Source organism: Terracoccus sp. 273MFTsu3.1 (genome assembly GCF_000383675.1).
In the GTDB taxonomy this organism is placed as follows: Bacteria; Actinomycetota; Actinomycetes; order Actinomycetales; family Dermatophilaceae; genus Terrabacter.
In genome coordinates this window covers 30844-49712 of the sequence record NZ_KB911832.1, presented here as the reverse complement: position 1 = coordinate 49712, position 18869 = coordinate 30844, and the positions used below count along the sequence as shown (strand labels likewise).

General features: G+C 73.2%; 20 protein-coding genes. 7 read left to right on the top strand and 13 right to left on the bottom strand.

What is annotated here, in order from left to right:
* Positions 1-2: 2 nt before the first annotated feature.
* The 4 genes from H283_RS0122870 to H283_RS0122855 form a co-directional block, all read right to left on the bottom strand.
* Positions 3-1061 carry an N-acetylneuraminate synthase family protein gene (locus H283_RS0122870; RefSeq protein WP_020145860.1) on the bottom strand — a complete coding sequence of 353 codons (1059 nt, stop codon included), beginning with the start codon at positions 1059-1061 and terminating at the stop codon, positions 3-5.
* Positions 1058-1702 (bottom strand): NeuD/PglB/VioB family sugar acetyltransferase, encoded by a 645-nt coding sequence (locus H283_RS0122865; RefSeq protein WP_028785855.1) that lies wholly within the window; start codon positions 1700-1702, stop codon positions 1058-1060. Before H283_RS0122865 ends, H283_RS0122870 begins: the two co-directional genes overlap by 4 nt.
* On the bottom strand, positions 1699-3120 hold the full coding sequence (locus H283_RS0122860) for a hypothetical protein (protein WP_028785854.1): 1422 nt from the start codon (positions 3118-3120) through the stop codon (positions 1699-1701). The genes H283_RS0122865 and H283_RS0122860 overlap by 4 nt, the downstream gene beginning before the upstream one ends.
* A 63-nt stretch (positions 3121-3183) precedes the next feature.
* The gene (locus H283_RS0122855) at positions 3184-4620 is read right to left on the bottom strand and encodes a lipopolysaccharide biosynthesis protein (protein ID WP_020145857.1); all 1437 of its coding nucleotides are present in this window, start codon (positions 4618-4620) and stop codon (positions 3184-3186) included.
* Between the two features lie 102 nt (positions 4621-4722).
* On the opposite strand from H283_RS0122855, the gene H283_RS0122850 reads away from it, so the two are divergent.
* The 3 genes from H283_RS0122850 to H283_RS0122840 are packed head-to-tail and all read left to right on the top strand — an operon-like array spanning position 4723 to position 7318.
* The gene (locus H283_RS0122850; protein WP_043650622.1) at positions 4723-5751 is read left to right on the top strand and encodes a Gfo/Idh/MocA family protein; all 1029 of its coding nucleotides are present in this window, start codon (positions 4723-4725) and stop codon (positions 5749-5751) included.
* Positions 5748-6533: a cytidylyltransferase domain-containing protein gene (locus H283_RS0122845; protein WP_020145855.1), complete on the top strand. Its 786-nt coding sequence runs from the start codon at positions 5748-5750 to the stop codon at positions 6531-6533. The genes H283_RS0122850 and H283_RS0122845 overlap by 4 nt, the downstream gene beginning before the upstream one ends.
* Positions 6530-7318: an SDR family oxidoreductase gene (locus H283_RS0122840; protein WP_020145854.1), complete on the top strand. Its 789-nt coding sequence runs from the start codon at positions 6530-6532 to the stop codon at positions 7316-7318. Before H283_RS0122845 ends, H283_RS0122840 begins: the two co-directional genes overlap by 4 nt.
* A 76-nt stretch (positions 7319-7394) precedes the next feature.
* Here H283_RS0122840 and H283_RS0122835 read toward each other — a convergent pair whose 3' ends face one another.
* Positions 7395-8414, bottom strand: coding sequence for an LLM class F420-dependent oxidoreductase (locus H283_RS0122835; protein ID WP_028785853.1), 1020 nt, complete (start codon positions 8412-8414; stop codon positions 7395-7397).
* Positions 8415-8488: 74 nt separating this feature from the next.
* On the opposite strand from H283_RS0122835, the gene H283_RS0122830 reads away from it, so the two are divergent.
* Positions 8489-8953, top strand: a complete 465-nt coding sequence (locus H283_RS0122830) for a CoA-binding protein (protein WP_020145852.1) — start codon at positions 8489-8491, stop codon at positions 8951-8953.
* Between the two features lie 7 nt (positions 8954-8960).
* Entirely contained in the window at positions 8961-9638 is a 678-nt protein-coding gene (locus H283_RS26225; protein WP_020145851.1) for an alpha/beta fold hydrolase, read from the top strand.
* Between the two features lie 55 nt (positions 9639-9693).
* Here H283_RS26225 and purE read toward each other — a convergent pair whose 3' ends face one another.
* The 8 genes from purE to H283_RS0122785 all read right to left on the bottom strand — a co-directional run bounded on the left by purE (position 9694) and on the right by H283_RS0122785 (position 16911).
* Positions 9694-10227 carry a 5-(carboxyamino)imidazole ribonucleotide mutase gene (gene purE / locus H283_RS0122820; protein WP_020145850.1) on the bottom strand — a complete coding sequence of 178 codons (534 nt, stop codon included), beginning with the start codon at positions 10225-10227 and terminating at the stop codon, positions 9694-9696.
* A complete protein-coding gene (locus tag H283_RS0122815; protein ID WP_020145849.1) occupies positions 10224-11420 on the bottom strand; it encodes a 5-(carboxyamino)imidazole ribonucleotide synthase in 1197 nt (398 codons plus the stop codon). Before H283_RS0122815 ends, purE begins: the two co-directional genes overlap by 4 nt.
* A gap of 21 nt (positions 11421-11441) precedes the next feature.
* Entirely contained in the window at positions 11442-12095 is a 654-nt protein-coding gene (locus H283_RS26220) for a GtrA family protein (RefSeq protein WP_020145848.1), read from the bottom strand.
* Positions 12096-12136: 41 nt separating this feature from the next.
* Entirely contained in the window at positions 12137-13165 is a 1029-nt protein-coding gene (locus tag H283_RS0122805) for a sensor histidine kinase KdpD (RefSeq protein ID WP_020145847.1), read from the bottom strand.
* A 2-nt stretch (positions 13166-13167) separates the two neighbouring features.
* Positions 13168-13845: a response regulator transcription factor gene (locus H283_RS0122800; protein ID WP_020145846.1), complete on the bottom strand. Its 678-nt coding sequence runs from the start codon at positions 13843-13845 to the stop codon at positions 13168-13170.
* A 108-nt stretch (positions 13846-13953) separates the two neighbouring features.
* Positions 13954-14799, bottom strand: a complete 846-nt coding sequence (locus tag H283_RS0122795) for an enoyl-CoA hydratase/isomerase family protein (RefSeq protein WP_020145845.1) — start codon at positions 14797-14799, stop codon at positions 13954-13956.
* A 20-nt stretch (positions 14800-14819) separates the two neighbouring features.
* Positions 14820-15995, bottom strand: coding sequence for an adenylate/guanylate cyclase domain-containing protein (locus H283_RS0122790; RefSeq protein ID WP_020145844.1), 1176 nt, complete (start codon positions 15993-15995; stop codon positions 14820-14822).
* A 7-nt stretch (positions 15996-16002) separates the two neighbouring features.
* On the bottom strand, positions 16003-16911 hold the full coding sequence (locus H283_RS0122785) for a biotin--[acetyl-CoA-carboxylase] ligase (protein ID WP_231372352.1): 909 nt from the start codon (positions 16909-16911) through the stop codon (positions 16003-16005).
* 24 nt (positions 16912-16935) lie between these two features.
* Here H283_RS0122785 and H283_RS0122780 point away from each other — a divergent pair, with 24 nt between their 5' ends.
* Together H283_RS0122780 and H283_RS0122775 are read left to right on the top strand one after the other, a co-directional pair.
* A complete protein-coding gene (locus tag H283_RS0122780; protein WP_020145842.1) occupies positions 16936-18600 on the top strand; it encodes an acyl-CoA carboxylase subunit beta in 1665 nt (554 codons plus the stop codon).
* Positions 18597-18824: an acyl-CoA carboxylase subunit epsilon gene (locus H283_RS0122775; protein WP_196806055.1), complete on the top strand. Its 228-nt coding sequence runs from the start codon at positions 18597-18599 to the stop codon at positions 18822-18824. The genes H283_RS0122780 and H283_RS0122775 overlap by 4 nt, the downstream gene beginning before the upstream one ends.
* Positions 18825-18869 lie beyond the last annotated feature (45 nt).

The window sequence follows — 18869 nt, the reverse complement described above, 5'->3', positions numbered from 1 at the left end:
CGTCAGTCGACGAGGTCGGCGTCGGTGACGGGGGCGCCGGTCTCGACGTCACGGGCCAGGACACGTCCGCGGATGTCGACGGCGGGGCTGACGCCACCCTCGGGGCGCAGCAGCTGCAGGTCGGTGCCCGCGAGCTGCGTACCGGCAGGCATCGCGTGCGCCGCGTGCCACGACCGTCGGACGAGGACGGCGTTCTCCTCCTCCGACGGCATGCGCACCTTGACGCCGTCGCCGAGCGCCAGCGCGAGCTGCTTCGTCGTCGCGACGTAGTCGGTCAGGGCGTCCGGCTCGAGGCTGGCGAGGTGGTCGGGGCCGGGGAGGGTGCGGTCGCTCGTGAAGTGCTTCTCGAGGATCGGCGCCCCGAGCGCCACGGCGCCGAGCGCCGTCGTCAGCCCGGGCGTGTGGTCCGACCACCCCACGGGTATGCCGTGCAGCTCGGTCAGGCGCGGGATGACCCGCAGGTTGCACTCCTCGACGGGTGCCGGGTAGGCCGAGACGCAGTGGAAGAGCACGAGGCCCGGCGCGTCGGCGCAGGCCTCGACAGCCGCCTCGACCTCGTCCTGGGTGCCCATGCCCGTCGAGACGAGCAGGACGACCCCGAGTCGGGACATCTCCCGCAGGTAGGGCAGGTTCGTCAGCTCTCCGGAGCTGACCTTGAGCGCGGGCAGCCCGAGCTCGACGAGCATCTCGGCGCTGTCGAGATCGAAGGGCGTCGAGAGGAAGGTCGTCCCCGCCTCGGTGGCGTGGTCGCGCAGCTCGACCCACGCCTCCTTGGGCAGGGTCAGGGCCTCGAGCAGGCTGCGCTGGTCCGCGCTTCCCCCGCGGTCGCGCTGGTAGGGCGTCGTCGCGGCCGCCGACGAGACGAGCTTGTCGGGCGAGAACGTCTGGAACTTCACGGCGTCCGCACCGGACGCGACCGCGATGTCGACGAGGCGGTGGGCCAGCTCGATGTCGCCGTTGTGGTTCACCCCGGCCTCCGCGATGACGTAGACGTCACCGGGCGTCGGGACGTCGACGTCGCCGATCGCGACCGGGTGGACGGCGTTCAGGTGGTCGCTCATGCGGTGCCTCCGGTGGGGCGCGTGGCTGCGGGGACGCCGACGACGGTCTCGCCGTCGCCGACGTGCGTGGTGACGACGGCGCCGGCGCCGACGGTGACGCCGGACCCGACCGCGACGCCGGGAAGGAGGCGGGCACCGCTGCCGACGAGGCTGAGCTCGCCGACGGACGCGGCACCGAGGAGCACGGCACCGGGCGCGACGTGGGTGCCCGCGCCGACGGTGCAGTCGTGCTCGACGACGGCCGCGGTGTTGACGACGACGGCCTCGCCGAGGGTGCTGGACGGTCCGACGTGCGCGTGCTCGAGCACGACCGAGCCGGCTCCGAGGACACTGCGGGGAGAGACCGTCGCGGTGGCGGCGACGACGGGCGGGACCGAGAGCCCGCGGGCCACGAGCTCGCGCACGAGGCGTGCTCGGGCCCGGTTGGCACCGACGGCGACCACCGCGTGCAGTCCCTGCGCCTCGACGAGCTCGAAGGCCTCCCGGTCGTCGACGAGCACGTCGACGTGCCAGGACGTGCCTGCCGGGACGGCGCCCGAGACCGCGACGACGGCGTGGCCGGCTCGCTCGAGGACGTCGACGACCGAGCGCGCGTGGCCGCCCGCGCCGAGGACCACCCAGCCGGTGCCGCCGCCCGTCATGCGGGCCCGCCCCGGTGGCCGAGCGCGGCCGCGGCCTCGCCGAGCGCGCCGCCGACCTTGCGGATGTTGTGGGGCTCGAGCACGGCGGGCACCCGCGGCGGGTCGAGCACGAGGCCCTCCCACGAGTTGCGCACGTACTCGTGGACGAACCACTCGTCGATCGAGGCCTGGTCGGCGCGCAGCGACTCCCAGCCGCGCTCGGCGACGAACCGCGTCAGGTCGTCCGGCGAGTCGAGCTGCGCGACGTTGCCCAGACCGCTCCACGGCATCTCGGCGCCCGTGACGACCGGCAGGCCGAGGAGCCCGGCCTCGAGGCCGACCGTGCCGGTCGCGGTGACGGTGAAGACCGCCTGCTTCATCAGGTCGCGTGAGTCGGCGAAGGGGTCGATCGTCGCGATGTTGGGATGAGCGTCGAACTGGGGCCAGTAGTCCGGGTCGCGCCGCCACATGAAGTGCGCGTGCTCCTTGACGGCGACCCCGATGTCGAGCGGCGCGAGCGCGTCGGCGAGCACGCGGGCGGTGTAGGCCTGGTCGCGCCACTCCTGGCCCATGACGTCGGCGCTCGACTCGGGCTGCACCTGCAGCGGCAGGAAGACGAACTTCTCCGGCACCGGGTCCCAGCGACGGTCCTGGTACTCGCGCAGGTTGAGCCGGGCCTTGACGGGGTTGAGCCACGGGAGCCGGGCGTAGTCCGAGGGCCGGGGCAGCTGGAGGTTCGCGCCGCGGTCGACGGCGAACTCCTTGATGCGGTCGCTCGCGAGCCGCCAGATCTCCTGGCCGGTCTCGACCTTGAGGTTGCGCGCGAAGCCCATCGGCCGGCCGTGCTCGGCTCGCCACGTGTCGATGAAGGCCTGACCGGCGGCCAGCGCCGACGGGTCCTCGACCTGCCGCTCCCAGAGGGTGATCCCCTTGGGCGCGCCGATGAGGCCGAAGCGGTCGGACGGGAGGCGTATGCCGCGTGGCCAGGTCGCGAGGCCACCGTGGTGGGTCACGAGTCCAGCGGTGAGCAGCTCGGACGTCACGGTGAACTCGACGAGGGCGAGCACGGGACCACGACCCTCGATGGCCGCCTCGAGCTCCTCGGCGGCGAGGTTGAGGAAGTTCATCGCGGTGTCGACGCGGTTGCGGCGCAGCGCCCGCTCGGACACGAGCAGGTCGAGGGGGTCGAGGCCGACCCCGGCACAGGCCCGCTTGAGAGCGGCGTGGGGCGCGAGGCCACTGACGACGTTGGCCTTGCGCGCGGCGGCATACGGCAGTCGGACGGTCGTGGCACGCGGCGCGTGCCGGCGCACCCACGCGAGGTTGGCGTCCGTGCGGACGACGAGGATGAGGTCCTTCGTCTCGAAGCCCGCGTGCACGAGGGCCGGGACGAGGAGGTCGTCGTAGCCCAACCCCATGTGGACGAGCGGTGTCACCACGAAAGCGTCTCTCCTGCGTGTCGGTGCGTGCCGGATCGAGGTGAGCCGGGCGGGCGCCCCATCCTATCCGCGCAGCGTGCGCAGGATTCGCGGCGCGACCGCCAGGGCGCCGGCCCCGACGAGGGCGGCGAGTGCGACCCGCACCCACGCAGCCGGCCCCTCCAGCGGCAGCACCGCACCCACGAGGGCGAGTCCGACCCCGGCCAGCGCCACGGCCGCCACTCGCGGCGGCCAGCGCAGCGGCGAGTGGGTCCGGGCGAACCACGTCGTCAGCGCCATGAGCACGACGTAGCCCACGGCCTTGGCGACGGCGACGCCGACGACCCCGCCCGTCGCGCCCGACCGCGGTGCGAGTGAGAGCGCGACGAGGACCATGACCGCGAGCGCGATGAGCGCGGCCCACGCGAGCCGGCCGGTGCGCTCCGCGTCGAGCACGGCGAGCGACGAGCCCTGGTAGAGCATGTACGACACCGACACGGTGCAGATGACCCCGAGCGCGCCGACCATGGCGACGTGGTCGAAGCCCGGGTCGGCCATGACGGCGACGAGCCACGGCGCGAGCAGCGCCACCCCCGCCGCGCCTGCCGCGACGACGGTCGTCAGGGCGGTGCCGGTGCGGGCCGTCCACGCCCAGCGGCGGTCGATCGGGTGGGACAGCACGAGCGGCCCCCACGCGTTGAAGAGGGCGACGGCGAGCACGAACGGCATGTTCCCGAGCTGCAGCGCCACCTGGTAGGTGCCCGCCCCGGCCTCGCCGACGAGGACCCTGGCCAGCAGCACGTCCCCGGAGAGCAGGCCGAGCATCGCGGCCGCCTGCGGCAGCAGGGGCGTGGCCAGTCGGATGCCCGCCCGGACCCGCTCGCGCTCGACGGTGGGCGGCAGCGGACGGCCGAGCACGAGGGCGACGACGGCGGCCAGCACGACGACGACGGCGTATGCCGTGAGGTACGTCCCCGCGGTCGGCTCGCCCCGCGCCGCGAGCAGTCCGGCGAGCTGCGCCCCGACGGTGGCGAGCACCGCGAGGGCGAGGAAGCCCCAGGGCTGGAGGCGCGCCCGCATCAGCGTCTGGCCGGCCACGACCGTCGTCAGGGCCACCGCGGCGACGACGAGCGGCACCCACTGTCGGGGGTCCGCGTGCCCGGTGGCGGAGAGGAGCAGGGCCAGCGCGAGACCGACGACGCCGAGCCCGAGGGCCAGCAGCACCATCGTCCCGGCGAGCGCCCGCGCGACCCGGGGGCCCTCGGCACCGCGGTGGTGCTCACGGAGCACGACCTGCGGCAGTCCGGCGGCGGCGATGGTGCCGACCATCTGAACGACGACGAGACCTGTTGCCACGCGACCGAACTCGACGGCGCCGAGCACCCGGGTGGCGAAGGGCAGGACGAGGAGCACGCCGAGGCCCTGCAGCGCCGTGCCGACGAGGTAGACGACCGAGTGCGCTCCGAGCGAGCCACCCGCGCGGTCGGCGGTGGGCGCGGTGCCTTCGGGCGTGCTCGTCACAGGCTCGAAGGTACCGGTGCGCGCCCGGCACGCCGCTCAACCGCCCCGCCGAGGAGCCCGGCGACCTGCGCGGTGCGGGGCGCCGTCCTCTAGCCTGCAGGTGTGCCCAGCCCGTCTCCGTCGTCGATGCCCGTGGTCGTGCGCGGCTCCGGCTCCATCGGGCAGCGGCACGCGCGGGTCTTCCGGCAGGAGGGCGCCGACGTCGCGCTCTGGCCGGTCCGCGACCGGATGCTCGGGGCCGGCGCCGTCGACGACGTCACCGGCGCCCGGCTCCTCGACGACGCGACGGGCCCGGCAGCCCTGCAGGGCGCTCTCGTGGTCGTCGCGACCGACACCGCCCGCCACGTCAGCGACACCGTCGTGGCGCTCGACGCGGGTGCGGCGTCGGTGCTCGTCGAGAAGCCCGTCGCCGGGACGGCGGACGACGCGGCCGTGCTGCGCGCCCACCCGCGGGCCCAGGACATCTGGGTCGCCGCGCCGCTCCGGGCGCACGAGGCCTTCCGCCACCTGCACCGTCTCGTCGGTCGCATCGACGGACCGGCCTCGGCGCACGTGCGCTCGCAGTCGTGGCTGCCGGACTGGCGGCCCGACCGCGACTACCGCGCGTCCTACTCGGCCCGCCGCGACGAGGGCGGTGTGCTGCGCGACATGGTCCACGAGATCGACTACGCCGGCGTGCTCTTCGGCCGCCCCGAGCTCGTCGGCGGGCACCTCGAGACGAGCGGTCCGCTCGACATCGAGGCCGAGCAGGCCGCGACGCTGCTCTGGACCACCCGCGACCGCTTCACGGTGACGGCGCGGCTCGACTACGTCACCCGCCCGACGTCGCGTGGAGTCGTCATCCACACCTCGGACGGCATCCTCGAGTGGGACGTCACGCGCGCGATGGTGCGGCACACGACCTCCGACGGCGAGGTGAGCGAGCAGGTCTTCGAGCACGACCTGGACCGCGACATCGTCATGGGCACCCAGGCGCGCGCGGCCCTCGGGCTCAAGCCGTGGTCTCCCGCGGTACAGCGGATCGCCCGGGGGGCGCCGGCCACCCTGGTCGACGGCATCGACGCCGTCCGCCTGTGCGACGAGGCGAGAACCCTGGCCTCGCAGACCCCCGACCCCGAGGACGGCTCGTGACCGACCACACCCCGCCCCGCGTGCTCGCGGTCATCCCGGCACGTGGCGGCTCGAAAGGCCTGCCCGGCAAGAACATCCGTCCGATGTGGGGCCTGCCCCTCATCGCGCACAGCATCCGTGCCGCAGCCCTCACCGCGGAGGTCACCCGCTGCGTCGTGACCACCGACTCCGCCGAGATCGCGGACGTCGTGCGCGCCCACGGTGGTGAGGCCCCGTTCCTGCGCCCCGTCGAGCTCGCGGCCGACGACACCCCCATGGCTCCCGTCGTGCGTCACGCCCTCGAGTGGGTCGAGCGCGACGAGGGCGCCTCCTACGACGCGGTGCTCCTCCTCGACCCGACGAGCCCCGCACGAGTGCCGTCCCAGCTGGCCGAGGCCGTCCGACGCCTGGCCACGACGCCCGCCCTCGACGGCGTCATCAGCGTCTCCGAACCCACCTTCAACCCGGTGTGGGTCGGCGTGCGTCCCGACGGCTCCCGCGACGGCGCGCTCTCCCGCTACTTCGAGGCGGGTACCGGCGTCACCCGACGGCAGGACGTCGGCCGGTTCCTGCGGATCAACGGCAACTTCTACCTCTGGCGGGCCGACTTGGTGCGCCGCCTCGAGAGCTCGTGGTTCGACGAGGGCACCCACGAAGGGCTCGAGATCCCCGAGGCCCAGGCCTTCTCGATCGACGACGAATACGAGTTCCGGCTCATCGAGGCCCTCATCGGCGCGGGGCTCATCACGCTGCCGTGGCTCGACGTCGCCACCCCCAACGCGCACACGGAGGAACCACGATGACGACCACACCCACGACGTCGCTCACCGGACGCACGGCCGTCGTGACCGGCGGCGCCGGACCGCTCGGCCGCGTGCTCGCCGACGCCCTCGCGACGGCGGGCGCCCGCATCGTCGTCGTCGACCTCGACGGGGAGAGCTGCGCGGCCGCCGTCGACACCCTCCCCGGCAGCCACCACGTCCCGGTCGGCGCCGACCTGCTCGACCCGCAAGGGATCTCGCGGGTCGTCGACGTGGTCCGTGACCTCGGCGACTGCCACGTCCTCGTCAACAACGCCGCGTTCACCGGCACCTCCGGCGTCCCCGGGTATGCCGTCCCCTTCGAGGAGCAGACCGACGACGCCTTCGCGATGGCGCTGGCCCTCAACCTCACGGCGCCCTTCTCGCTGACCCGGCAGCTCGCGCCGCTGCTGCGGGCTGGTGGGCACGGCAGCGTCGTCAACGTGTCGAGCATCTACGGTCTCGTCGGCCCCAACATGGGTCTCTACGAGGGCACCCGGATGGGCAACCCCGCGGCCTACGCCGCGAGCAAGGGAGGCATCGCCCAGCTGACGCGCTACCTCTCGACGGTGCTCGCACCCGACGTGCGGGTCAACGCCTTCGCGCCGGGCGGCATCGCGCGTGGTCAGGACGAGGCATTCGTCGAGCGCTACGAGCGGCTCACCCCGCTGGGCCGGATGGGCACCGAGGACGACTTCCGCGGCGTCGTCACGTGGCTGGCCTCGGACGCGTCCGCCTACGTCACCGGCCAGGTCGTCGCCGTCGACGGCGGCTGGACCGCCTGGTAGCCCGGACGACCCCGCAGTCGATGGATGAGCGCGTCTCGGGCGACGCGCTCATCCATCGAGTCGCTGCGGTCTCGGGTCAGCCCTTGAGCTCGGGGGCGACCGTCTGCTCGAAGAGCTCGATGCCCGAGCGGTCGTAGGCGGCCTCCGCGAAGTACGTGATGGCATACGTCATCCCGCGGGCCTCCATGTCCTTGAGCATCGTGACGATCTTGTCGGGCGTGCCCACCGCGGGCTGCTTGCGGAGGTCCTCGACCGCACCCGCTGCCTTGTCGTCGGCGACGCCGCCCTTGCGCAGCAGCTCGCCGTAGAACTGCAGGCGGTCCTCGACGTCGGCGTCGGTCTCGCCGATGACGACGTTGTAGTTGGCCGAGCGCACGATCTCGCCGAAGTCGCGGCCGCGGTCGTCGCAGTGGCCCTTGAGGATCGCGCTCTTGTGGTCGAAGCCCTCGGGACTGCCGTCGAAGTTCGTGTAGTCGGCGTACTCCGCGGCGATCTTCAACGTCACCTTCTCGCCACCGCCGGCGATCCACATGGGGATGCCGTTGAGCGCGCTGCCCGGGTGGCTCGTGCCCTGCAGGGGACGGGGCGCGCAGAGGGCGCCGTCGACCTGGTAGTACTTCCCGTCGAGCGTCGCCGACCCCGTCGTCCACATGTCGCGGAAGACCTGGACGCCTTCGCGCAGCGCGCCGAGGCGGTCGCCGGCCTTGGGGAAGCCGTAGCCGTAGGCGCGCCACTCGTGCTCGTACCAACCCGCGCCGATACCCATCTCGGTGCGGCCGCCGGAGATGACGTCGACGGTCGCGGCGACCTTGGCGAGGTAGGCGGGGTTGCGGTAGGCCATGCACGTGCACATCTGGCCGAGCCGCACCCGGCTCGTGGCGGCGCCGAAGGCCGCCATGAGCGTCCACGCCTCGTGCGTGGCCTCGCCCGAGGGCTGCGGCACGGTGTGGAAGTGGTCGTAGACCCAGATGGACTCGAAGACGTCTCCGTCGTCGGCGTGCTTGGCGAGGTTGACCATGGCTTCCCACTGCTGGGCCGGCTCGATGCCGACGAGGTCCATACGCCAGCCCTGGGGAACGAACATTCCGAATCGCATCCAGCCATCCAACCACGGTCGGCTGGTCGCCGTCGGGGCGCGATCCGGGCACGCCGACGTGTGAAGATGACGGGATGAGTCCGCACCACAACGACCCCGACGTCATCCGGGACCTGCTCCACACCCCGGCCACGTGGGCCGTCGTCGGTCTCGGTGACAACCCCGACCGCACGGCCTACCGCGTGTCCCTGTGGCTCCAGCGCGAGCTCGGCATCCGCCTCGTGCCGGTGCACCCGAGCGCCGCGACGGTGCACGGCGCGGCGGGCCACGCGACGCTGGCCGACATCCCCGACGGCACCGTCGTCAAGGTCGTCGACTTCTTCGTCAACAGCGACCACGTGGGCCAGGTCGTCGACGAGGCGATCGCCGAGCGCGAGCGGCTCGGCATCGAGGCACTGTGGCTGCAGCTCGGGGTCATCGACGAGGAGGCCGCCGCTCGCGCGGAGGCGGCCGGACTCGCGGTCGTCATGGACACCTGTCCCAAGATCGAGTACCCCCGCATCCAGCCGGGAGACGGCGCGTCGGCCGTCACCGACTGACGCCCCGATGACGGCGGTCGTCCTCCACGAGCAGCGCTGGGGCGTCCCGAGCGGGCTGCCGTGCGTCCTGCTCGTGCACGCCACGGGGGACACGTCGGCGGACTGGGCCGAGGTGGCGGCCGGTCTCGCCGTCGACCGGCTCGTCGTCGCCGTCGACCTGCGCGGGCACGGCGAGAGCCCCCGGCCCGGCAGCTACGGGCTCGGCGAGCTGGCCGAGGACCTCGTCGTGGTGGCCGACTCCCTGGCGGCCGAGCAGGGCCGTCCGGTCGACGTCGTCGCCCACTCGCTGGGCGGCCTCGTCGCCTGCCTCGTCGCGAGCCGTCGCCCCGACCTCGTCCGGCGCCTCGTCCTCGAGGACGTGCCGGTCCCCCACCCGCGCGACCCCCGCCCGCCGGAGCGCCCCGACGGCGAGCTCGCCTTCGACTGGGAGGCGGTGCTCCAGGTGCGCGCGCAGATCGACGACCCGGACCCGGGGTGGTCGCAGGTCGTCGCGGCCGTCTCCGCCCCGACGCTCGTCGTCTGGGGCGGCCCGGGCAGCCCGATGCCGGCCGAGCACGTCGCCGAGATGGCCGAGACCGTCGCCGACGGCCGCCTCGTGCGCATCGACGCCGGTCACCTCGTCCACGCCCGCCAGCCCGTCGTGTTCACGGCGGCCGTGCGCGGCTTCCTCGCCCTGCCGGGCTGACCGATGGCGTGTGCCGTCGGCCTGGTCCTCGGTCCCCAGCGGGAGCGGCGCCGGCTCAGTCGGTGAGGCCCCGGGCGACCTGCTCGCGCAGCGACGCCCCCTTGGCGTGCGCCTGGTCACGCAGGTCGTCCTGGAAGGCGACCATGCGCTCGCGGACGTCGGTGGCGAGCGTGTCGGACCCGGTGCCGACGATCCGGGCCGCGAGCAGCCCGGCGTTGCGCGCGCCACCGATCGACACGGTCGCGACCGGCACGCCGGCCGGCATCTGGACGATCGAGAGCAGCGAGTCCATGCCGTCGAGGTACTTCAGCGGCACGGGCACCCCGACGACCGGGAGCGGCGTCACCGACGCGAGCATCCCGGGCAGGTGCGCGGCGCCCCCGGCGCCGGCGACGACGACGCGCAGGCCGCGCCGGGCGGCGTTCTGGCCGTAGGCGATCATCTCGTCGGGCATCCGGTGGGCCGACACGACGTCGGCCTCGTAGGGGATCCCGAACTCCTCGAGCGCACGGGCTGCCTCGCGCATGACGGGCCAGTCGCTGTCGCTGCCCATGACGATGCCGACGACGGGCGCGGTGCTCTCGGTCATTCGGTGATCACCCCTCGGAGGTAGTCGGCCGCGTGACCGGCGCGCTCGCGCGCGTCGCCCAGGTCGGCGCCACTGACGTTGACGTGCCCGATCTTGCGGCCGGGCCGCACACCCTTGCCGTAGACGTGCACCTTGGCCCCGGGGTCGCGGGCCATGATGTGGCGGTACGCGGGGTAGAGGTGCTCGTAGTCGCCGCCGAGGACGTTGGCCATGACGGTCCACGGCGCCCGGGGGCGCGGGTCGCCGAGCGGCAGGTCGAGCACGGCACGCAGGTGCTGCTCGAACTGTCCGGTGACGGCTCCGTCCATCGACCAGTGCCCGCTGTTGTGCGGACGCATCGCCAGCTCGTTGACGACGTAGGCCGACGCGCCGCCCGTGCCGGGGCGCACCTCGAACATCTCGACGGCGAGCACGCCGGTGACGCCGAGCTCCCCGGCGATCCGCAGTGCGGCCTCGGTGGCCACCGAGGCGAGGTCCGCGTCCAGCTCCGGGGCGGGAGCGAGCACCTCGGTGCAGATGCCGTCGGTCTGGACCGTCTCGACGACGGGCCACGCCGCGGCCTGGCCGGACGGGCTGCGGGCGATGAGGACGGCCAGCTCCCGCACGAAGTCGACCTTCTCCTCGAGGAGCAGGCCGTGCTCGAGCGGGCCCGGCTCGCCGATCCGGGCGATCCAGTCCCCGAGGTCGGCGGCCGAGGAGGCGACCGCCACGCCCTTGCCGTCGTAGCCGCCCCGCGGGGTCTTGGCGACGATCGGCCAGCCGACGTCGTCACCGAAGGCCGTGACCTCCTCGGCGGAGGTGGCACGCGCCCACCGGGGGCACGCGATCCCGAGCGCCGTGAGGCGCTCGCGCATGGCGAGCTTGTCCTGGGCGAAGTTGAGGGCGGCGCGGGTGGGGTGGATGGCCACCCCGTCCGCCTCGAGCGCCTCGAGGACGGCCGGCGGCACGTGCTCGTGGTCGAAGGTGACGACGTCGCAGTGCTGCGCGAAGGCGCGGACCGTCTCGAGGTCGGTGTGCTCACCGACCGGTGAGCTCGGCACGACGAGGGCCGCTGCCGCGGTGTCGCTCTCGGCGAGCACCGACAGCTGGACGCCCAGCTCGACGGCGGGGCCCTGCATCATGCGGGCGAGCTGTCCGCCGCCGACGACGCCGACGACGGGGAATCCTCCGGGGGCGCGCTTCGGCTGGGTCACGACGCCCAAGCGTAGTCGCCGTCAGCGGAGCGGGTCGTGGCGCCCCGGCACCGCTCCGGCGCGCCGGTGCGCGTCGCTCGCCGCGGCGGCCTCGTCCCCCTCGTCGGAGAGCACCGCCTCGACGTGGCTGGGGTCGGCGAGGTCGGGGTGGTGGGTGCGCACGGCCGCGAAGGTCCACAGCTTGTTGAGCACGAACGAGATGGGGGTGACGACGGCGATGACGATGAGCTGCGCCCAGTAGAGCCGGGTGCGGAAGCCGGTGGAGTCGTCGAGGACCGTGGGCGAGAGGTGGATCGGCGAGTCGAGGTGCATGAGGAGCGTCAGCAGCACGAGGCCGATGACCTGACCGAGCAGGCCCACGGCGAGGAAGGGCCAGTACTCGTGCCACCAGCGGGCGTGCTTGCTCGTGCGGAAGGTCCACGTGCGGTTGAGCTGGAAGTTCCAGAGGTTCGCGACGAGGAAGGCGATGGTCGAGTAGACGTGGTACCAGCGGACGTTGAACTCCGTGCCGGGGACGCCGACGATCGGCTCGTTGAAGCCGGGCCCGAGCTTCTTGACGACGACGAGGGTGAGGAGGTTGAGGAGCACACCCGAGACGCCAACGGCCGCGAACCGGAGCAGCAGCAGCCAGTTGTGCCGGTGGCGCACGAACAGGAACTCATGCAGGCGCCTCACCGGGGCACCCTACCCCGGCAGGCAGTGGGTCCCGTCGGCGTTCAGTCGGTCTCGGCCTCGGAGAGGAAGAGGGCGAAGCGCGCCGGCTGGGCCTGGACGAGGTCGAGGCGACCGCCGTTGGACTCCGCGAGGTCGCGGGCGAGCGCCAGCCCCAGCCCGGTGCTGCCGCCGGCTCCGCTGCTGACCGAGCGCTCGAAGATGTGCGGGGCCATGGCGGCGGGCACGCCGTCGCCCTGGTCGCTGACCTCGACGATGACCGACGGGCCCGAGCGACGCGCGTGCACGTCGACGGTGCCCCGTCCGTGCACGAGGGAGTTCTCGAGCAGCGTCGAGAGCACCTGCGAGAGCGCGACCGGCGTCGACCGCACGAAGAGGCCGCGCTCGCCACGGACCCGCACGGAGCGGCGGGCCTGCTCGAAGGCGGGCTGCCACTCGCGCTGGAGGGCGGCGATGACGGAGTCGAGCGACACGGCCGGCGACGGGCCACCGGAGCCACGCGTGCGGCCGAGCAGGTCGTCGACGACGCGGGTCAGCCGCTCGACCTGGGCGATCGCGATCGTCGCCTCCTCCTTGACGACCTCGGCGTCGTCGGTCTCGGAGATCTCCTCGAGGCGCATGAGCAGGGCCGTGAGCGGGGTGCGCAGCTGGTGCGAGGCGTCCGCGGCGAAGTCACGCTCGGCCGCGAGCGACTTCGTCATGTCGTGGGCCCGACGGGTCATGACGCCCGACACGTGGTCGATCTCGTCGATGTCGGAGTGCACCGGCGTCAGGCGCGCCTCCCCTGCCGCGAAGCGCGTGGCGAGGTGGACGAGCTCCTGCGAGGACCGCTCGACGTGGGCTCGGGTGCCGACCGTCGCGAGGTAGGCCGCGCCACCGCTCAGCGCGCCGATCCCGAGCATGATGGCACCGAACCGCGCGATCCCGACCGACGGGTCGGAGGAGATCCACGCGGTGACGGTGCCGGGTTGCTGCGTCACGGCCCAGGCGACGACCCCCGTCGAGAGCAGCACGAAGAGCCCGGCGCACACGACGGCCACGACGAGCGCCATCCGGTCGAGCACCCGGCGCACGGTCAGTCGACCTGAGGGCGCTCGAAGCGGAAGCCGACGCCACGGACGGTGGCGATGTACTGCGGGGACGTCGCGTCGTCGCCGAGCTTCCGGCGCAGCACCGAGATGTGCATGTCGAGGGTCTTCGTCGACCCGAACCACGCGGTGTCCCAGATCTCGCGCATCAGCTGCTCGCGCGAGACGACCTTGCCCTGCTCGCGCACGAGCACCCGCAGCAGGTCGAACTCCTTGGCCGTGAGCTGCAGCTCCTCGCCCTTGAACCAGGCGCGACGGCCGTCGGAGTCGATGCGGACCAGCTCACCCGACGCGACGACCTCGGTGGGGGTGCGCCGCAGCAGGGCCCGCACCCGTGCGAGCAGCTCGGCGAGGCGGAAGGGCTTGGTGACGTAGTCGTCGGCGCCGGCGTCGAGCCCCACGACCGTGTCGACCTCGTCGGCGCGAGCCGTGAGGATGAGGACGGGGATGGCGCGGCCCTCGGCCCGGATGCGGCGACACACCTCGAGCCCGTCGATCTTCGGCAGACCGAGGTCGAGGAGCACGAGGTCGGGGTTCTCCTTGGCACCGTCGAGCGCTGCGACACCGTCCTCGCGCACGTCGACGTCGTAGCCTTCTCGCCGCAGCGCACGCGCCAACGGTTCGGAGATGGCTGGGTCGTCCTCCGCCAGGAGCACTCGGGTCATGTCACCGTCCTCAGGATCTGCCGGCCCGGGGGTGCACCGACCGTCGTGAGCCTATCGACAACGGCCCGATTTGCACCCTGACGCCCCGGCGACACGGCAGATGGGGCTTCAGCGACCGGGCCAGACGGGGCGCCGCTTCTCCGCGAAGGCGGCCACACCCTCGCGGCGGTCGCCCGAGAAGGCCGTCGCGCGCCAGCAGCCGTCCTCGATCTCCAGGCCCGCCTCGAGACCAACGTCGGAGCCGAGGCGCATGGCCCGCTTGGCGTTCCGCAGCCCGACGGGCGAGTTCGCCGCGATCGTCCGGGCCAGCTCCAACGCCCGGTCACGTGCCGTGCCGGCCGCGACGACCTCGTCGACGGCGCCGAGCTCGAGGGCCTCGCGGGCCGGGAGCCGCGCTCCCGTGAAGATGGCCCTGGCCGCCCGCGACCACCCGACCCGGCGCACGAGCAGCTGCGTGCCTCCACCCCCCGGGATGACCCCGACGCTCACCTCCGGCAGGCCGACGACGGCGCCCTCCCCCGCCACGACGAGGTCGCACGACAGGGCCAGCTCGAAGCCGCCCCCGAGCGCGAAGCCGTCGACGGCGGCGATGGCCGGCACCGGCAGGTCGAGGACGCCGGTGTAGGCCGCCCGGGCGACGGGGCGCTGCTCCATGAGGTCTGCGTCGGAGAAGCCGTTGCGCTCCTTGAGGTCGGCGCCGACGCAGAACGCCTTCGCGTGGCTCGAGGTCAGCACGACGCAACGCACCGACTCGTCCGCCGCGACGCGGGCCGTGGCCGCCGCGATGGCGCGGGCCATCGCCGTCGACACGGCGTTCATCGCCTCGGGCCGGTCGAGGACGATCTCGGCGACGTGCGCGAGCTCCGGGTCCTCGAAGCGCTGGACGCGCACGAGGGCGGGCTCACCCGGCCCCGCGCTCGCGGCGGCGTCGGCTGCGGTCGGCGTTGACGGCATACGAAGGTCTCCTTCGGGGGTCACGCGTCGGTGCGCGACGTGGCTCGGTGGGTGGTGTCGGGGAGCGGCTCGCCCGAGACGGAGCGGCGGCCGGCGGACGTCGCCCGGCGCAGCAGCGACGGGGTCACGGGGCCGACGCCGCGCAGGATGCGTCGGCGCTGGCCGGTCAGCTCGAAGCCGGAGAGGCTCGCGAGCTCGCGCGCCATCGTCGCGTCGACGAGGACGCTGCCCGCCTGGGCCACGGCGGTCAGGCGCGAGGCGCGGTTGACCGTCGTGCCGAAGACGTCGCCGAGGCGGGAGATGATCGGTCCGCGCGCCATCCCGCACCGCACGTCGGGCAGCACGTCGTCGTCGGTCATCGTCTCGACGAGGTCGAGCGCGATGGCCGCTGCGGGTGCGGCGCCCATCGTCGTGAAGAGCACCTCGTCTCCGACGGTCTTGATGAGCCGGCCGCCGTGCGCGGTGATGACGTCGGCCGAGAGCGCCTCGAAGCGGGACACGAGCCGCGCGAGGTCGCGCTCGGACATCCGCCGGACGAGCGCCGTGAAGTTGACGAGGTCGGCGAAGCCCACGGAGCGCATCTTCGTCATGCCGTAGGACTCGGGGTCGGCGTCGGCGAGCATGCGCGCGACGGTGGCCGACAGGTGCCGGCGCCAGGCGTAGACGAGGAGCGGCTCGAGGCGGTCGGTGAGCACCGCGAGGCGCTTCGCCGTCTCGGTGGCGGTCTCGAGGCTCGGCACCGAGCGGGACTCGTGCTCGTCGTCGTCGGCCTCGTCGGCGAGGACCGCACTCATGTGGTTCTCGACGGCCTCGGCGATGAGCTGCGACTGCCAGCCTGCGAGGCGGTCGGCGGAGCGGGCGAAGGCGCGGGTCATCGCGAGCGCCGTCGGCTCGTCGAGCAGCCCGTCCCGGACGATGCCCGCGACGGCGGCCAGCGCCTTCTGGTCGGCCTCCGTGAACAGCTCGTCGTCGGTGTCGACGACGGGGAAGCCCAGCGCGTGCCAGAACTTGCGTGCGGACAGCAGGGAGACCTCGGCGCCGCGGCTCACCTCGCGGCGACGCAGCTCGAGCGGACGCCCCAGCAGCCGCTCCGTGTAGTCCTCGCTCACCCGCCCGACGGGCCCTGGACCCTGGGGGCCCTCGGGACCCTGGGGGCCCTCGGCGCCCTGGGTGCCTGGGGTGCCCGGCTCGGTCATGGCCCGATCATGCCAGTCCACCGGCCGCGGGCCGGACGTGGACGACGTCACCGGCCGCGAAGGTCCGCACCCCGTGGTCGGTGCGCACGACGAGCGCGCCGTCGTCGTCGACGCCGACCGCTGTTCCCTCGACCGCGTCACCCGTCGGCAGGTGCACCCGCACCGTCAGCCCGATGGTCGAACACGCCTCGCGGTATGCCGTCCGCACCTGCGCTGCGCCCGGGGCACCCGACGCGTCGGTGCCGACTCCGGCTCCGGCCAGCACGGACGTCAGCTCGTCGAGGTACGCGACGAGGACGTCCTCCCGGCTCACCCGGGCACCCGCGAGCGCGAGGGAGGTGGCCGTGTCGACGGGCAGCTCCTCCCTGCTCTGGTCGATGTTGACGCCGGTCCCGACCACGACCACCTGACCGGAGCCGACGGTGACGAGCTCGCAGAGGATGCCGCTCAGCTTGCGGTCGCCGTCCTCGGCGAGGAGCACGTCGTTGGGCCACTTGAGCCGGGCCGTCAGCGCGGCACCGGTGGCCTCGGTCACCCGGCGCACCGCGCGCGACAGCGCGAGCCCGGCGAGCAACGGCATCCAGCCCGCCTGGGCGGGGGCGGCGACCGGCAGTGCGACGCTGACGGCGATCGAGGCCCGGTCGGGCACCGTCCAGGCCCGCCCGAGACGGCCGCGCCCACCGGTCTGGTGGTCGGTGAGGACGACCCACCAGAGCCCGGCGTCGTCGTCGAGCCGCCCGGCGGCACACGGCCCGGTCGGCCCAGCCCCCCCGGTCTGCTCCGCCGTGCCGGTCAGCAGCTCGCGCAGCCGGGTGTTCGTCGACCCCAGGGCGGGGTGGAACTCCACCTCGCGCCACGGCCGTCCGGACGTGACCAAGGCCGCACTCACAGTCTCGATGTCGAGCAAATCGCGCACGTCCACAAGGCTAGAGTGCCGAGCATGGCCACCGATCACGCCGTCGCAGAACAGCCGACCATCACGTCGCCGGAGAACGCCACAGCACAGGCGGAGTCGGCCCCCGGGCCCGACCTGACGACCACCGCCGGCAAGCTCGCCGACCTCAAGCGGCGCGTCGCCGAGGTCGCCAACGCCGGCTCGGAGCGCGCGGTCGAGAAGCAGCACGCCCGCGGCAAGAAGACCGCCCGCGAACGCATCGAGATGCTCCTCGACGAGGGGACGTTCATCGAGCTCGACAAGTACGCCCGGCACCGCAGCAACAACTTCGGCCAGGACAAGAACCGGCCCTACGGCGACGGCGTCGTCACCGGCTACGGCATGGTCGACGGCCGCCAGGTGGCCGTCTTCGCCCAGGACTTCACCGTCTTCGGCGGGTCCCTCGGCGAGGTCTTCGGCGAGAAGATCGTCAAGGTCATGGACTTCGCGATGAAGATCGGCTGCCCCGTCGTCGGCCTCAACGACTCCGGGGGCGCGCGCATCCAGGAGGGCGTCGTCTCGCTCGGGCTCTACGGCGAGATCTTCTTCCGCAACGTCCGCGCCTCGGGTGTCATCCCGCAGATCTCCCTCGTCATGGGGCCGTGCGCCGGCGGCGCGGTCTACTCCCCCGCCATCACCGACTTCACCGTCATGGTCGACCAGACCTCGCACATGTTCATCACCGGTCCTGACGTCATCAAGACCGTGACGGGCGAGGACGTCGGCTTCGAGGAGCTCGGCGGTGCGCTGACGCACAACAGCAAGTCAGGCGTCGCGCACTACATGGGCACCGACGAGCAGGACGCGATCGACTACGTCAAGGCGCTCCTGTCCTACCTGCCGAGCAACAACCTCGAGACCCCGCCCTCCTACGGCGAGGGCGAGGCCGACCTGTCGGTCACCGACGACGACCGCTGGCTCGACACGTGCATCCCGGACTCGCCGAACGTCCCCTACGACATGAAGCAGGTCATCGAGCACCTCGTCGACGACGGCGAGTTCCTCGAGGTCCAGCCCCTCTTCGCGCCCAACATCCTCACCGGCTTCGCCCGCATCGACGGCATGTCGGTCGGCATCGTGGCCAACCAGCCGCTCCAGTTCGCCGGGTGCCTCGACATCGACGCGTCCGAGAAGGCCGCGCGCTTCGTGCGCACCTGCGACTGCTTCAACGTCCCGGTCCTGACGCTCGTCGACGTGCCCGGCTTCCTGCCCGGCACGAGCCAGGAGTGGGACGGCATCATCCGCCGCGGCGCGAAGCTCATCTACGCCTACGCCGAGGCCACGGTCCCCAAGATCACCGTCATCACGCGCAAGGCCTACGGCGGCGCCTACGACGTCATGGGCTCCAAGCACCTGGGCGCCGACATCAACCTCGCGTGGCCGACGGGGCAGATCGCCGTCATGGGCGCGCAGGGCGCCGTCAACATCCTCTACCGCAAGGAGCTCAAGCACACCGCGGAGCGCGGTGGCGACGTCGACGCCCAGCGACAGGAGCTCATCGCGCACTACGAGGAGACGCTCGCCAACCCGTACGTCGCGGCCGAGCGCGGCTACATCGACACCGTCATCAGCCCCTCCAACACGCGAATGAACGTCACGCGCGCCCTGCGGGCCCTGCAGAACAAGCGCGAGACGCTCCCGCCCAAGAAGCACGGGAACATCCCGCTGTGACCGATCCCACGACTCCTGAGGTTGCCGACGTCATGCCCACGATCCGCATCTCGGGTCACCCGACCCCCGAGGAGGTCGCGGCGCTCGTCGCCGTGCTGTCCGCCCTCGACGGGGACGAGCCCGCACCCGAGCACGCCCGCTCGGCGTGGTCCGACCCGTCGTGGCGGCTCGTCGGGCCGTCGGCACGCCACGGCGGGTGGCGCCGCACCGGTCTGCCGCGCTGACGCGAGCCCTTCGGTTGGCCGTGACCCGGCCCGCTGCCCTACGCT